Source organism: Amycolatopsis dendrobii, from assembly GCF_014145675.1.
In the GTDB taxonomy this organism is placed as follows: domain Bacteria; phylum Actinomycetota; class Actinomycetes; order Mycobacteriales; family Pseudonocardiaceae; genus Amycolatopsis; species Amycolatopsis dendrobii.
Window position 1 is genome coordinate 182547 of the sequence record NZ_JACGZW010000009.1, and the last position, 14110, is coordinate 196656.

Consider the following 14110-nt stretch of genomic DNA (forward strand, 5'->3'; position numbering starts at 1 on the left):
GTCTGCGCTACTTCCGTAACGCCGTATCAACGGTAGGGCTTACCGCGCGTGAACGCGCTGTGATGTGATGCACGCACCCCGGACCGGGGCAGGTATTCGATCACCGAAGGTGACCGTTGGCCCCGAAAACTTCCTGCCACGCGGCGGCGACCTGCCGAGCGCACGTGGCCGGGGCCACGCCGCCGACGCCGGTGCCGAGCCCTGGCATCGCGATCGTCCGCACGGCTGAGGCGACCGGACCGGAATCGAGCTGTCCGCGCTGCCATTGCAGGAACACCGCGCGCGCCGCGAGATACGGGTGGACGGTGTCGGCGGGCAGCCGTTCGCCGGGCTCGCGCATGGTCGGCGCGCTGATCAGCCACGCCGGTTCGGATTCGCCGGTCGGGACGATCACCGACTCGCCGATCGGCAGCTCACCGCCGTAAGAAGCCAGGACCGCGCTGCGCACGTTTTGCTCGATGCCGGGGAACGCCCGCGCGTACACGGCGTCGATCCCGCCGCGCATCCAGCCGTAGGAGTTGGCCGGGCTGACGACCGCCTGGGCGGAGATGTCGAGCACCGAACCGCGGTGCACCCGGACGGAGCCGCCGAAGCCCGCCACGGCGGAGGTCCACGCCGCGGCCAGCGGTTCATCGACGGCGCACAGCACCAATTCCGGCGTTCGGGGGGAACCCGGCAAACCGGCTTCCCCGTGCCCGGCGTGTGTGCCTGAGTCGGCGGTCACCGTTCCAGCATGGCAAAAAACGCCACCCGGCGTAACCGGTTTAGCCACCGGCTGTCCGAGTGAAAAGCGCCACGCCCGTGGTCGCTAGCCTGACCTTCGTGTTGCGGATCGCGTATTTCGGCCCTCAGGGCACGTTCACCGAGCAGGCCGCCCGCGCGCTCGCGCCGGGCGAGGACCTGACCCCCTACGAGACCGTCCGGCTGGCGCTGCAAGCCGTCCGCGACGGAGCCGCGGACGCCGCGTGCGTGCCCATCGAGAACTCCGTCGAGGGCGTGGTGCCCACGACGCTCGACGGGCTCAGCGACGGGGACCCGCTCGTCGCCACGGCCGAGACGATCCTGCCCATCCACTTCAGCGTGCTCAAACGGCCGGGCAGCGGTGAAATCCGCACCGTCGCGAGCCATCCGCACGCGCTCGCGCAGGTGCGTGAATGGCTGGAGACGAACCTGCCGGACGCGACCCCGGTCGCCTCGTCGTCCACCGCGGCGGCGGCGGTCGGCGTGGTCGAGGGCGATTTCGACGCGGCAGTGTCCGCGCCGGTCGCGATCGAGCACTATCCGCTGGAGGAACTGGCGACCGGCGTCGCCGACGTCCGCGACGCGCAGACCCGGTTCCTGATGGTGCGCCGCCCCGGCGAACTGCCCGCACCCACCGGCGCCGACCGCACGTCGATCGTCGCGGCCGCGGTCAACCGCACCGGGACGCTGTCCGATCTGCTGGTCGAACTGGCCGGCCGCGGGATCAACCTGACCCGGATCGACGCCCGGCCGACCCGCAGCAACTTCGGCGAATACCGGTTCTTCATCGACTTCGAGGGCCATGTCGCCGAACCCCGGATCATCGACGCGATGACCGCTCTGCGCCGCCGCTGTCACCTGCGCTTTCTCGGTTCGCACCCGCGAGCGGACGAGGTCGCGGCCACCATCGAGGAGGGCGCGGGGAACCAGGATTTCCTCGACGCGCAGGCGTGGGTCGACGCGGTTTTGAAGGGAGAGGGCGCGTGAGGCTGCTGCTGGTCCGGCACGGGCAAACCGAAGGCAACGTCCGCCGCGCGCTGGACACCGCGTTGCCCGGTCCGCCGCTCACCGAACTGGGCCGCGAGCAGGCCGCGGCGCTCGCCGAACAGCTGAAGGCCGAGCCGATCGTGGCGGTGTACGCGTCGGAAGCGGTGCGTGCGCAGCAGACCGCGGCCCCGCTGGCCGAGGCGTTCGGGTTCGACGTGCAGGTGATCGAGGGCGTCAAGGAGGTCGACGCCGGCGATCTTGAGGGCAACACCGACATGGACTCGATCGGCGTCTACCTGCGCGTGGTGAAGGCCTGGACCGAAGGCGACCTCGAGGTCCCGATCCCCGGCGGCGAGACCGGTACGCAGGTGCGCGACCGGATGCTCGGCGCGGCGAACGAACTGCGCGCCAAGCACGAGGAAACCTCGCCGGACGGAGCGGTCGTGCTGGTCAGCCACGGCGGCGCGATCCGGCTCGCCGGAGAATGGCTGGCCTCGAACGTGCCCGCCGAACTGGCGAACGAGGCCTTGATCCCGAACACGAAGTTCGTCGAACTGGTAGCCAGGGACCACGGATGGGAGTGCCTCCGCTGGGTCGATACCCGCCTTTCGTGAGCGGTTGGTCACTCGTGCGGGGAAACGCTGCGTGAAGCCGGGTCCGGTGGGGAACTCACCGGATGCGGAGCAACCCCGTCCGGACCTGGCACGTCCTCCGGATGAAGGTTTCACCCAGTTAGGCGTTCACCAGCACAGCGAGGCGAGTGAGATGGCAAACACGAAGAAACCGTGGATTTCCCTGGTCTTCCTGTCCGCAGTGGGCGCGTCGGGGGCGCTGCTGCTTTCCGCGTGCGGCCAGGGCGCACCCGCCGCGAGCGGCCCGGCGAGTTCGGACACCCCGTCGAGCAGCCCGATGTCGTCGGCTTCGTCCGCCGCGTCGTCCGCTCCGTCTTCCGCGTCGTCGTCCGCCCCGAGCGGCGGCACGGCACCGGCCGAGAAACCACCCGCTGACAACGGCCTGTGCAAGGCCGCCGATGTGTCCCTGTCCCTTGGCGGCGGCGACGCCGGCGCCGGCTCGGAGTACCGGTCGCTGCTGATCAAGAACACCAGCGGCAAGCCGTGCACCATCCAGGGCTTCCCTGGCGTGTCCTACGTCGGCGGCGAGAACGGCACCCAGATCGGCCAGCCCGCGCAGCGCGACGGCACCAAGGGCGCGCCGGTGAAGCTGGCTCCCGGCCAGACCGCCGCGGCCGACGTGCAGTTCGCCCAGGTGCGCAACTTCGACCCGGCGGCCTGCAAGCCGACGCCGGTCAAGGGCCTGCGCGTGTACCTGCCGCAGGAGACCGCGTCCAAGTTCGTGCCGCTCGACGGCCTCGGCTGCGCGGGCACGAACATCCCGGGCAAGCAACTCGGCGTGAAGACCGTGCACAAGGCCTGACGGAACGCTCTGCGCGTGGGGTCAGCCCCGCGCGCAGAGTTGTTCCACCTGGACGACCGCGGCCTGTCCGTCGCGGTTGTCGAAGCGGCTGCTGAGCACCATCTTGTTCACCGCGTCGAGGGCTTTGGCCAGCGGCTGGTAGTTGCCGTCGAAGGTCGCTGCCGCCTTGGCCAGCTCCATCGCGCCGGTGACGCGGTGCACCGAGTCGTCGGACATGCGGGTGAACTGCGCCGCGTCGACGCCGCCGGTGGTGTCCGGGATGTGCCCGGCGCGGGCGAACGCGGCGCAGGCGGCCGCGGCGTCGACATTCGCTCCGGCGCGCTGGCCGGACAGCCCCCACAGCAACCCGAGCAGGCATCCGCCGAGCACGAATCCGGCGACGGCGGCGATGACGAGCGGCCGGCGGGAGGCGGGCGGCGGTGATTCCAGCTCGGTGTCGCGGTCGTCGTCCGGCAGCGGCGGAGTGTCGAGAGCGGTCATCACGTACCTCCGGGCGGCCGGGGTGAGGTGCTATTTCAGCACCAAAACCGCGCCGGATCACTGCTGCGAACGGACTCCGTCGCCGGTCGAGGCCGTTTTGTCATCGAGCGGGTGCCCGCGCAGCGCGAACAGTGCATAGCCGGTCACGAACAGCAGCAGCAGGCCGGACGCGGCGAAGGTGTCGCCAGCCGAACCCAGCAGCTTGGTGAGCAATCCGCCGAGCAGCGCGCCGAGCGGGATCGCGCCCCAGACGACGGTGCGCCAGACCCCGAGCACGCGGCCGAGCAGTTCGCCCGGCACGAGCGTGTGGCGCGCGGTCGCGAGCACCACGTTCACCGCCACCACCGCCGCCGCGAACACGCCGAACAGCACCGCGGACACGACCGGCTGGCGGATGAGGCCCATTCCGCCGAAGCCAAGTGCACAGAACAACACCCCGCCGACCAGGACCGCCCGCCGTCCGATGCGCCGGACCAGCCGCGGTGTCAGCCCGGCCCCGAGCAGGCCGCCAGCTCCGCCGACGAACGCGAAAGCGCCGAAGGTGGCGTCGGACAAATGCAGGTCTTCCAGTGCGTAGAGCACAAGCTGTGCCTGAGCCAGCTCGCTGATCAGGCTGAGCAGGCCGGCGATCGCGAGCAGCCGCAGCAGCAGAGAATGCCGGCGCAGCCAGCGGAAACCGTCCGCGAAATCCGCCCGGATGTGCGACTTGGTTTCCTGCCGCGGCCGGTAGCTGCCCGCCATGCCCAGCAGCACCGCGGCGCCGACCGCGAACCCGACCGACGAGAGCAGGAACGGGAAGACCGCGAACATCGCGAAGGTGGCGCTGCCGACCGGGCCGCCGAGGAACGTCTGTCCGACGATCTCGCACGCCTGCAGCTTGCTGTTGGCGCTCTCCAACCGGTCCGCCTCGACCAGCGCGGGCGGCAGCACGTTCGCCGCGCTCTCCGCGACCGTCTCCGCGATGCCGACGAGCAGCGACGCGACATAAATCGTCCAGATCTCCACCGTGCCGAAGGCCAGCAGCGCGGTGACCACGGCGACCACGAGCGCGCGCATCGCGTTCGCCGCGATCATCGCCTTCTTGCGGTCGATCCGGTCGACGAGCGTGCCCGCCGGGATCGCGAACAGCAGCCACGGCAGGAACTGCACCGCCGACAGCGCGGCGATTTCCACCGGATCGCGGGTCAGCGTGGTGGCCAGCAGCGGGAAAGCGACCTTGGCGATGCCGTCGGCGAGGTTCGACGTGCCGCTCGAGGCGAGCAGCCAGCGAAGCCGGCCGTCCGTCTGCCGATGCGACACGAACCACCTCACGAGGAAAGAAAACGCCCTGGTGAGGCCAGTCTAGGGAGCGCGGCGGCGTTCTGTGACGCTTTGGTGACCTTCGGTGGTTTCCGCGGTCGCCGCGCAGTGGTGATCAGGGAAGAGCAACGGTCCGTCGGAGTTCCGCCGGAATCAGCCCCAGCCGAGTTCGTGCAGCCGCTCGTCGTCGATGCCGAAGTGGTGGCCGAGTTCGTGCAGCACGGTGATCAGCACTTCCTCGACGACGTCGTCCTCGGTGTCGCAGATGTCGAGGATCGGCTCGCGGTAGATCGAGATCCGGTCCGGCAGCGCCCCGCTGTAGTGACTGGTGCGCTCGGTGAGCGCGATGCCGTGATAGAGCCCGAGGATGTCCGGTGCTTCCTCGTTGAAGTCCTCGACCAGCACCACGACGTTGTCCATCGCCGCGGCGAACTCCGCGGGCACCTGGTCGAGCGCGTCGGAGACGAGTTCCTCGAACCGCGCCAAACTCATCTCGACGGGCACGGCTCAGTTGCCTCCGCCGGAACCGGAGCTGGAACTCGGCGGCGGGCTCTGCTGCTGGCCGGAGGAATTCGCCGCCCCGCTCTTCACACTGCCGGTGACCGCCTGGAATCCGCTGCCGTCCTGCAGCGTGGCCGCGACCTTGCAGTTGACCTTGGTGGACCCGGCGTCCCAGCTCTCCTGCTCGCGCGAGTCCCAGCCCAGCGTGAGCTTCTTCGCCGACAGGTCGGCGCTGCCGGTGTACTCCTTCGCGGCATTGTTGCACTCGGTGTCCAGCCAGGTCTTCTGGTCGTCCAGCTTGGGGTAGCCGTCCTTGAAGTGCGAGGCGAGGTCGAGCGTCGCGATGATCTCGTAGGAGTGCGGCTTGCCGCAGTCGATCGGGTCGCCGACGCCCTTGCCCGCGAGCGCGAGGCAGGTGCCCGGGGCCCACACCATCGACTGGTCCTGGGTCTTCGCCGCGCCGGTGGTGGGCTGCAGCGTTCCGCCGGGACCGGCGAACTGCAGGCCGCAGCGCAACTGCCGATCGCCCTGCGACCACTGCGCCGACGTGGGCCGCAGCAGGTTGGTGGTGAGCTTGCCGTACGGGTCGAGCGGGTGGCCGAGATACGGCCGCACGTCGGCGTTGCACTGCTGCTGCGCGATGTCCTGCCACTGGTCGAGGCTCGGGAACGGAGCCTGCTGCGGGTACTTCGCGCCGATGTCGACCACCGTGGTGACCTCGAACAGGTGCGGCTGCGTGCACGGCACCTGGTGCGCGTCGGAGGCGTCCTTGGCACTCCAGGTCAGGCAGGTGCCCGGCGGCGAGTGGAACGCCTGCTGGGCGGCCTCGCTGAGCTTGCCCTCGCCGCCGCCCGCGCCTCCGGCGAGCGTGTCGGTCCAGGAGAAGGCGACGCTCAGGGCCAGCGCGATGACCGCGCCGAGGAACACCCCGGCCATCACCACGCGGGTGGTCAGGGTCTGCATGCGCGAAGGGAACCGCTCCGAGCGTTGAGACATCGATACCTATGATGCCCGCGCCGCATGAACCGCGCGTGTGCCGGGTCGATTAGGGTGGAACGCGGGGTTTGCAGTGCTGGGGGATTACGGAGCGCACATGACGCAGGACGACAACAGCGGCGTGCAGCCGCCCGAGGAGCCGAAGAAGCCGGGTTCGATGCGTTTCCAGGACGCGAACACGCAGCCGCGGCAGCCCTCGGTGGCCGAACAACGGGCCCGCAAGCAGGCCATCGCCGACCAGGAACGCGAACGGCAGGCAGCCGTCGCGGCACGGGAGGCGGCCGACGCGAAGGCGGCCACGAAACGCAAGATCCTGATCGGGAGCGGCGTCACCGTCGGACTCGTCGGGCTCGTCGCGACGTTCTACACGATCGCGAAGCCCTCCGAGATGACCGCGTCCTGCGTCTCGTCCGACGGGGTCATCCAGGACGACAAGTACTGCTCTGAGGACTACGCGGTCGCCAACCACGGGCACTACAGCGGCGGGTTCTGGATCATCCCGCTACCGGGGGGCGGGTACAGCCAGTACCGCTACAACTACGGCGGCACCGGCAACATCGGCCAGCACGTGTCCGGCGGCAGTTACACCGCGCCGTCGGGCAACACCAACGTCACGACCAAGTCGGGTACCAGCGTCCAGCGCGGCGGGTTCGGCATCAGCGGCAAGAGCGGCAGCAGCTTCGGCGGGACCGGGAAGAGCGGAGGCTCATAGGTGTATCGGGACCGGCGGGAACCGCGCCGCGACTGGCAGCGGATCGTCGAAGAGCAGGGCCTGGTCTACGGCACCCCGGCGCGCGACGGCACCGGCAAGCCCCGGCCGTACTGGGACGAATCGGTGCACTACGTCTTCGACATGGACGAGGTGCTCTCGCTCGAGGCGGACGTCGAACTGCTGCATTCGATGTGCCTGGAGGCCGTCGACAACGTCGTGACCACCGAGCAGTACCAGCGCTTCGGCATCCCGGAGTGGGTGTGGCCGCACATCGCGGAGTCGTGGAAGCGCCAGGACCCGCACGTCTACGGTCGCTTCGACCTGCGCTACGACGGCAAATCGCCGGCCAAGCTGCTGGAGTACAACGCGGACACGCCGACCACGCTGCTGGAGGCGTCGCTGCTGCAGTGGCACTGGAAGACCGACGTCTTCCCCGAGGACGACCAGTGGAACTCGATCCACGAGAAGCTGGTCGAACGCTGGGAGGAGATCGGCGGCAAGCTGCCGTCGAACGAACTGCATTTCACCTGGTCCGCAGCCGATCCGAGCGGCGAGGACCACGTCACCACGGCGTACCTGCAAGAGACCGCGGCCGAGGCCGGGCTCGACACGGTCGGGCTCGCGATCGAGGAGATCGGCTGGGACCCGGTGCTCAAGCGGTTCGTCGATCTCGCCGAGGCGCAGATGTCCACGGTGGTGAAGCTGTACCCGTGGGAATGGGTGGTCGACGAGGAGTTCGGCAAGTTCGCGGTGGAGACCATGCCGCGCACGCTGTGGGTCGAACCGCTGTGGAAGATGCTGCTGTCGAACAAGACGCTGCTCGCCGTGCTGTGGGAGAACTACCCCGGGCATCCGAACCTGCTGCCCGCGTTCGCCGACGACCCCGGCCTGCTCACCGAGTACGTGCGCAAGCCCAAGCTCGGCCGCGAGGGCGCGAACGTGCAGATCGTGGCCACCGGGTACGAGACGCAGACGGACGGCGTCTACGGCGCGGAAGGCTACGTCTACCAGGCGTTCGACCCGCTGCCCGAGTTCGACGGGTACCGGCCCGCGCTCGGTGCGTGGATCGTCGGCGACTCCGCGGCTGGCCTCGGCATCCGGGAGACCAGCGGACTCGTCACCGACGACGGCGCGGCGTTTGTGCCGCACCGGATCCCGGAGTCGTGATACAACCCTGGATGTCCGATTCAACTGGCTGAATTGGCCATCCAGGGAGACCCCGTGACCTCGACGCTCGCGTTGCCCGCAACGTTCGGTTCCGACCTCGTGCGCGGTATCGGCGCGATCCTGCTGTACGGCATCGTCGGCCTGCTGCTGATGTTCGCCGGTTTCTACGCGATCGACTTCACCACGCCGGGCAAGCTGTCGAAGCTCGTCACCCGCGGGCTGCCGAACGCGGTGATCGTGACCGCCTCCGGGCTGCTGTCGATGGCGTTCATCGTCGTCGTGGCGATCTACAGCTCCGCGAGCGATCTGACCGCCGGGCTCATCACCTCGCTGGTCTACGGCCTGATCGGGGTCATCGTCCAGGTGCTGGCGGTGCGGCTGCTGGAGTGGGCGACCCGGATCGACGTCGGGTCCACGATCCAGAGCGAGAAGTTCGCGCCGGCGAGCGTCGTCGTCGCGGCGGCGCACCTGGGGCTCGGGCTGGTCGTCGCGGTAGCGATTTCGTAGCGTTCGCGCACTGCCGCGCGGTCCCGTTCCCACTAACGTGGGACCCGTGCGACTCCTCAGGACGCCGGAAGACCGGTTCGCGGACCTGCCCGATTTCGCCTTCGAACCTCAGTACACCGACCTGTCCGACCCGGACGGCGGGCTGATCAGAGTCGGCTACGTCGAGGCCGGGCCCGCGGACGGCCCGCCCGTCCTGCTGCTGCACGGCGAGCCGAGCTGGTCGTTCCTCTACCGGAAGATGCTTCCGGTGCTGGCCGACGCCGGGCTGCGGGCGATCGCCCCGGACCTGGTCGGGTTCGGCCGGTCGGACAAGCCCGCGGAGATCGTCGACCACAGCTACGCACGGCACGTGGAGTGGATGCGCCGGTTCTCGTTCGACGTCCTCGGGCTCGAAGGGGTCACGGTCGTCGGGCAGGACTGGGGCGGGTTGATCGGGCTGCGCCTGGTGGCCGAGCACCCGGGGCGGTTCGCCGGGGTAGTGGCGGCCAATACCGGGTTGCCTACCGGGGATGTGGACATGCCTCCGGTGTGGCACAAGTTCCGGGAGGCCGTGGAGGGCGCGCAGATTCTGGACGTCGGGCGGTGCGTGCAGGCCGGGTGCCAGACGCCGCTGTCGGAAGAGATTCGGGCGGCTTACGACGCGCCGTTCCCGAATGAGATGTACAAGGCTGGACCGCGGGCGATGCCGGGATTGGTGCCTACTCGGCCGGATGACCCGGCGTCGGAGGCGAACCGGGCGGCGTGGGCGACGTTGACTGAGCTGGACGTGCCGTTCTTGTGCGCGTTTTCGGACGGGGATCCGATTACTGGGGCGATGGGGCCGATTCTGCAGCGGTCGATGCGCGGGGCGACTGGACTGGACCACCCGACGGTGGCCGGGGCCGGGCACTTTCTGCAGGAGGACGCGGGGGAGGTTCTCGCCGAGCACGTGGCGCGGTTCGTCCGCCGCTGACCTTGTGAGTGCCTACGCCGGTTAGAACCGGCATAGGCACTCACAAGGGGTCAGGACAGGGCGGCCAGCGAGTCGACCAGGATCTGCAGCCCCTCGGCGGCTTCGGCTTCAGTCAGCGTCATCGGCGGCCCGATGCGCAGGACGTTCTTGTGCAGGCCGCCCTTTCCGATGAGCAGGCCGCGCTTTTTCGTTTCTTCCAGCATTTGCTTGGCGGCAACGGTATTCGGCGTCGTGGTGCCGGGTTCGACGAGTTCTACGCCGATCATCAAGCCCTTGCCGCGGACTTCGCCGACGAAGGGGCTGTTCGCCGCGCGCAGGCCACGCATCAACTGGTCGCCTCGGGCTTTGCAGTTGGCTTGCAGGTCGTGCTCGTCGATGTAGTCCAGGACGGCCAGCGCGCCTTGCATGGAGACTGGATTGCCGCCGAAGGTAGAGAAGGACTCCGCCTGGAAGCAGTCCATGACGTCGCCGCGAGCGACCACACCGCCTACGGCCAGGCCGTTTCCCAGTCCCTTGGCGAAGGTCATCATGTCCGGGACCACGTCGTGCGCCTGGATGCCCCAGTAGTGGTCGCCGGTGCGGCCCCAGCCGGTCTGGACCTCGTCGGAGATGAACAGGATGCCGTGCTCGTCCAGGACTTCCTTCATCGCCTTGAACAGGCCGTCCGGCGGGGAGCTGAAGCCGCCTACGCCCTGGATCGGCTCCGCGATCAGGCAGGCGACGTCGCCCGCGGTGGCGGTCTCGAGGAGTTCCACCAGGTCGGCGACGCAGGCGTCGATGTAAGCGGTGTCGGGCAGGTCGCGGAAGGGGCTGCGATAGCGGTAGCCGCCGTGGACGTAGTTGACCTTGATCGGGCTCAGCGAGGACGCGGACCAGCCGCGGTTGCCAGTGATCGCGACCGTGCCGAACGACCGGCCGTGGTAGGAGTTCCGCATCGCCAGCACCTGGTTGCTGCGGCGGTACTGGGTGGCGAGCATCAGCGCGGTGTCGTTGGCCTCGCTGCCGGAGTTGGTGAAGAACACCTTGGCGTCCGGGATGCCGGAGCGTTCCGCGATCCGCTCGGCCAGTTCGACCTGCGAGCGGATCAGGTAGAGCGTCGAGGTGTGCAGGACACCGGTGTCCAGTTGCTTGCGGACGGCGTCGCTGATCGCGGGGACGTCGTAGCCCATGGCGTTGGTGAGCACGCCCGCGAAGAAGTCGAGGTAGGTGCGGCCGGCGGAATCGGTCAGACGGCGATCCTGCGCGTGCACGATTTCGATCGGCTCGTCGTACAGCAGGGACATCCAGGACGGGAGCACCGCGCGGTGGCGCGCGAGCAGGTCGTCGGTCATGTGAGTTCCCTCCGCTCCGGGTTCTAGCGAGTATGGGGAGCGCGGGAAACGGGCGACAACGATCAGACTGTCGGGTTGTCTTCAGTGCCCCGCACAGTGTGTACGGGAAACCGCGTCGAAGTCGTGGCTGGCCTGCGACTACCCTTCTGTCCGTGATTGACCCCAGGACTCTGCGCGAAGACCCGGAAGCCGTGCGCGCGTCGCAGCGTGCCCGTGGCGAGGACGAGGGAGTGGTCGACAAGCTGCTCGACCTCGACACGCGCCGCCGCTCTGCGATCGCCACCGCCGACAAACTGCGGGCCGAGCAGAAGTCCGTGTCCAAGCAGGTGCCGAAGGCCTCCGCCGAGGACAAGCCCGCCTTGCTCGCCCGGGCCAAGGACCTGTCGGCGCAGGTCAAGGCCGCGGAGGTCGAGCAGAACGAGGCGTCCGAAGAGTTCGACAAGCTGTTCCGGATCCTGCCGAACCTGGTGCACCCGGACGCGCCGATCGGCGGCGAGGACGACTTCGCCGTGCTGAAGACCGTCGGCGAGGTGCCGTCGTTCGACTTCGCCCCGCGCGATCACCTCGACCTGATGGAAGGCCTCGGCGCGCTCGACATGGAGCGCGGCGCGAAGGTGTCGGGCTCGCGGTTCTACTTCCTGTCCGGCGTCGGCGCGCAGCTGCAGCTCGCGCTGCTGAACATGGCCGTGGCACGCGCGACGGCGAACGGCTTCACGCCGATGATCACGCCGTCGCTGGTCCGCCCGGAGATCATGGCCGGCACCGGCTTCCTCGGCGCGCACTCGTCGGAGGTGTACCGGCTGCGCGACGACGACCTGTACCTCGTTGGCACGTCGGAGGTGCCGCTCGCGGGCTACCACTCGGACGAGATCCTCGACCTCGCCGCCGGTCCGCGCCGCTACGCGGGCTGGTCGTCGTGCTACCGCCGCGAGGCCGGGTCGTACGGCAAGGACACCCGCGGCATCATCCGGGTGCACCAGTTCGACAAGGTCGAGATGTTCGTCTTCGCCAAGCCGGAGGACGCCGAGGCCGAGCACGAACGGCTGCTGGGCTGGGAAGAGGACATGCTCGCCGCGATCGAGGTCCCGTACCGGGTCATCGACACCGCGACCGGCGACCTCGGCACGTCCGCCTACCGCAAGTTCGACTGCGAGGCGTGGGTCCCGACACAGGAGACCTACCGCGAGCTGACTTCGACGTCCAACTGCACCACGTTCCAGGCGCGGCGGCTGTCGGTCCGCTACCGCGACGAGAACGGCAAACCGCAGACGGCCGCCACGCTGAACGGCACGCTGGCGACCACGCGCTGGATCGTCGCGATCGTGGAGAACCACCAGCAGCCCGACGGTTCGGTCCGGGTGCCGGTCGCGCTGCGGCCGTTCCTCGGCGGGCTCGAGGTGCTGGAGCCGGTCAAGCGCTGAACTTCGCGAAGGCGAGACAACCTCAGATGGAATCCGACAGAGCCCTGATCCCCGCTCTGCGCAAGGCCGGTGTGCTGGCCACAGTGGACTATGCGCTGGCTTTCGCCGCGCTCGCGGTCGCGGGCTGGCTGCTCTTCGCCGCGGAAAAAGGGACGCACGCGTCGTTCCGGTTCGGGCTGATCTCGATCGGCGGCGCGGCGTTCTGCCTCGTCGTCAACGGGGTCATGCTGGTCCGTGGGCGGGATCGGCGCCCGCTGTTTCAGTCCGCGGACACTCAGTTTCTCGCGACGCTTCGCCAAGGCTCGTTGCGGATCTGGCTGTTCGGGCTGCTGCTCGCGGTGATCGGCTCCGGCGTGGTGCTGCTGGTGCCGAACTCGCATCCCTTCCGGCCGCAGGTGAGCGCCGCCACGATGGCCATCGCGATCGCCGCTGCCGCGGTGGTCGTGGTGGCGTCCGGGGTGTCCGCGGCCGTCGTGCGCCGAGCAGTGCCGAAACCGTGATCGCCGGGTTGTTCCTTCCGGTTCCGCAGGTGCGGAACCCCGCTGGTCAGTAGGGTGCTCGGCGGAGGAGGAAACAGCCGATGAGGTTCAAACAAGCGGCGGTCGCCCTGGCGGCGGTCGCGATGCTGCTCGCCGGGTGCACGCAGCAGGTGAGCGGCGTGGCTTCGCCGGTGCCGGGGCAGGGGCCGGTCACGCCGGTCGTCGAGCCGTGCCAGCTTCTCGACGCGAAACAGCTCGCCGGGCTTGGCTACAAGCCGCAGGGCAGGGCGGTGAAGGCGAGCAAGGAACAGCGCGCGCCCGCGATGTGCCTGTGGACCGCGACGGACACCGAGCACACGGTGGTCATGTCCGTTGGCTGGTCGGTGGATCTGAGCCTCGACGACTACCTCCAGGGCGCCCTCAAGAAGGCCGACCCGGTACAGCTAGGCGGATTCGCGTGGACGCGCTACGCCGGGTTCATGGGCGGCAGCTGCGATCTGTACACGACGCTCGGGCCCAAGTCGTTCGCCTTCGTGAGCGTGTCCTATCCGGACGACGCGCAGGCGTGCGAGCGCACGAAGAAGGTCATCCCGCAGGTCGCCGCGCATCTGCCGGGCGGGCAGCCCGCACCGTCGATCGCGCCCAGCACGCCGCCGGAGGGCACCGCGCCGACCGGGCCGCTCGCGTCGGTCAATCCGTGCCAGCTGCTGAAGCCGGAGCAGGCGCAGCAACTGAAAATGGCGCCGAACGGCGAACTGGACAGTTCCAAGGTCATCTCGCCGAACGTGACCTACTGCCTGTGGAAGGACACCGACGGAGACGGCGGGCAGAAGCCGTTCGAGGTCTGGGTCGGGCCGGACGTGCCGTTGAAACGCTGGCCCGGCATGGAGGTCGCGCCGACCGAGCAGATCGATGTGAACGGCAAGAAGTGGTCGCTGTTCCCGAACTTCAACGATTCCGGCGGCGTGATCTGCGCGGCCGGGCTCCCGGTTTCGGACACCGCCTCGATCCAGATCGTTAGCGGGCAGCTGGCCGACAAGACCAAGGCGTGCGACGCGATCAAGGCCGGAATCCCGATGGTGTCGGGGAATCTGCCTTCCTGA

General features: G+C 69.1%; 16 protein-coding genes. 10 read left to right on the forward strand and 6 right to left on the reverse strand.

Annotated features, from left to right (window positions below; translation table 11 throughout):
- Nucleotides 1–100 precede the first annotated feature (100 nt).
- On the reverse strand, nt 101–724 hold the full coding sequence (locus H4281_RS26540; protein ID WP_182893643.1) for a macro domain-containing protein: 624 nt from the start codon (nt 722–724) through the stop codon (nt 101–103).
- 98 nt (nt 725–822) lie between these two features.
- Here H4281_RS26540 and pheA point away from each other — a divergent pair, with 98 nt between their 5' ends.
- From pheA to H4281_RS26555, 3 genes are all read left to right on the forward strand, one after another.
- Nucleotides 823–1728 carry a prephenate dehydratase gene (gene pheA, locus H4281_RS26545; protein ID WP_182893644.1) on the forward strand — a complete coding sequence of 302 codons (906 nt, stop codon included), beginning with the start codon at nt 823–825 and terminating at the stop codon, nt 1726–1728.
- Nucleotides 1725–2342: a histidine phosphatase family protein gene (locus H4281_RS26550; protein ID WP_182893645.1), complete on the forward strand. Its 618-nt coding sequence runs from the start codon at nt 1725–1727 to the stop codon at nt 2340–2342. The genes pheA and H4281_RS26550 overlap by 4 nt, the downstream gene beginning before the upstream one ends.
- 151 nt (nt 2343–2493) lie before the next feature.
- Nucleotides 2494–3162 carry a DUF4232 domain-containing protein gene (locus H4281_RS26555; protein ID WP_182893646.1) on the forward strand — a complete coding sequence of 223 codons (669 nt, stop codon included), beginning with the start codon at nt 2494–2496 and terminating at the stop codon, nt 3160–3162.
- Between the two features lie 21 nt (nt 3163–3183).
- Here the strand turns inward: H4281_RS26555 and H4281_RS26560 are convergent, their stop codons facing one another.
- The 4 genes from H4281_RS26560 to H4281_RS26575 form a co-directional block, all read right to left on the reverse strand.
- Nucleotides 3184–3642: a hypothetical protein gene (locus H4281_RS26560; protein WP_182893647.1), complete on the reverse strand. Its 459-nt coding sequence runs from the start codon at nt 3640–3642 to the stop codon at nt 3184–3186.
- Between the two features lie 57 nt (nt 3643–3699).
- Nucleotides 3700–4941: an MFS transporter gene (locus tag H4281_RS26565; protein ID WP_312872183.1), complete on the reverse strand. Its 1242-nt coding sequence runs from the start codon at nt 4939–4941 to the stop codon at nt 3700–3702.
- Nucleotides 4942–5094: 153 nt separating this feature from the next.
- Entirely contained in the window at nt 5095–5445 is a 351-nt protein-coding gene (locus H4281_RS26570) for a metallopeptidase family protein (RefSeq protein WP_182893649.1), read from the reverse strand.
- Between the two features lie 3 nt (nt 5446–5448).
- A complete protein-coding gene (locus H4281_RS26575) occupies nt 5449–6438 on the reverse strand; it encodes a septum formation family protein (protein WP_182893650.1) in 990 nt (329 codons plus the stop codon).
- A 97-nt stretch (nt 6439–6535) separates the two neighbouring features.
- On the opposite strand from H4281_RS26575, the gene H4281_RS26580 reads away from it, so the two are divergent.
- From H4281_RS26580 to H4281_RS26595, 4 genes are read left to right on the forward strand one after another with little or no spacing between them, the layout of a single operon-like run.
- Nucleotides 6536–7150, forward strand: coding sequence for a hypothetical protein (locus H4281_RS26580; RefSeq protein ID WP_182893651.1), 615 nt, complete (start codon nt 6536–6538; stop codon nt 7148–7150).
- Nucleotides 7151–8317 (forward strand): glutathionylspermidine synthase family protein, encoded by a 1167-nt coding sequence (locus H4281_RS26585; RefSeq protein WP_182893652.1) that lies wholly within the window; start codon nt 7151–7153, stop codon nt 8315–8317.
- A 54-nt stretch (nt 8318–8371) separates the two neighbouring features.
- Nucleotides 8372–8824 (forward strand): DUF350 domain-containing protein, encoded by a 453-nt coding sequence (locus H4281_RS26590; protein ID WP_182893653.1) that lies wholly within the window; start codon nt 8372–8374, stop codon nt 8822–8824.
- Nucleotides 8825–8861: 37 nt separating this feature from the next.
- A complete protein-coding gene (locus H4281_RS26595; RefSeq protein WP_182893654.1) occupies nt 8862–9776 on the forward strand; it encodes a haloalkane dehalogenase in 915 nt (304 codons plus the stop codon).
- Between the two features lie 50 nt (nt 9777–9826).
- Here H4281_RS26595 and H4281_RS26600 read toward each other — a convergent pair whose 3' ends face one another.
- On the reverse strand, nt 9827–11107 hold the full coding sequence (locus tag H4281_RS26600) for an aspartate aminotransferase family protein (RefSeq protein ID WP_182893655.1): 1281 nt from the start codon (nt 11105–11107) through the stop codon (nt 9827–9829).
- A 152-nt stretch (nt 11108–11259) separates the two neighbouring features.
- Between H4281_RS26600 and serS the strand changes: the two genes are divergently transcribed.
- The 3 genes from serS (at nt 11260) to H4281_RS26615 (ending at nt 14110) form a co-directional block, all read left to right on the forward strand.
- Nucleotides 11260–12528, forward strand: coding sequence for a serine--tRNA ligase (gene serS, locus H4281_RS26605; RefSeq protein ID WP_182893656.1), 1269 nt, complete (start codon nt 11260–11262; stop codon nt 12526–12528).
- 26 nt (nt 12529–12554) lie between these two features.
- A complete protein-coding gene (locus H4281_RS26610) occupies nt 12555–13028 on the forward strand; it encodes a hypothetical protein (protein ID WP_182893657.1) in 474 nt (157 codons plus the stop codon).
- An 80-nt stretch (nt 13029–13108) separates the two neighbouring features.
- On the forward strand, nt 13109–14110 hold the full coding sequence (locus H4281_RS26615; RefSeq protein ID WP_182893658.1) for a DUF3558 family protein: 1002 nt from the start codon (nt 13109–13111) through the stop codon (nt 14108–14110).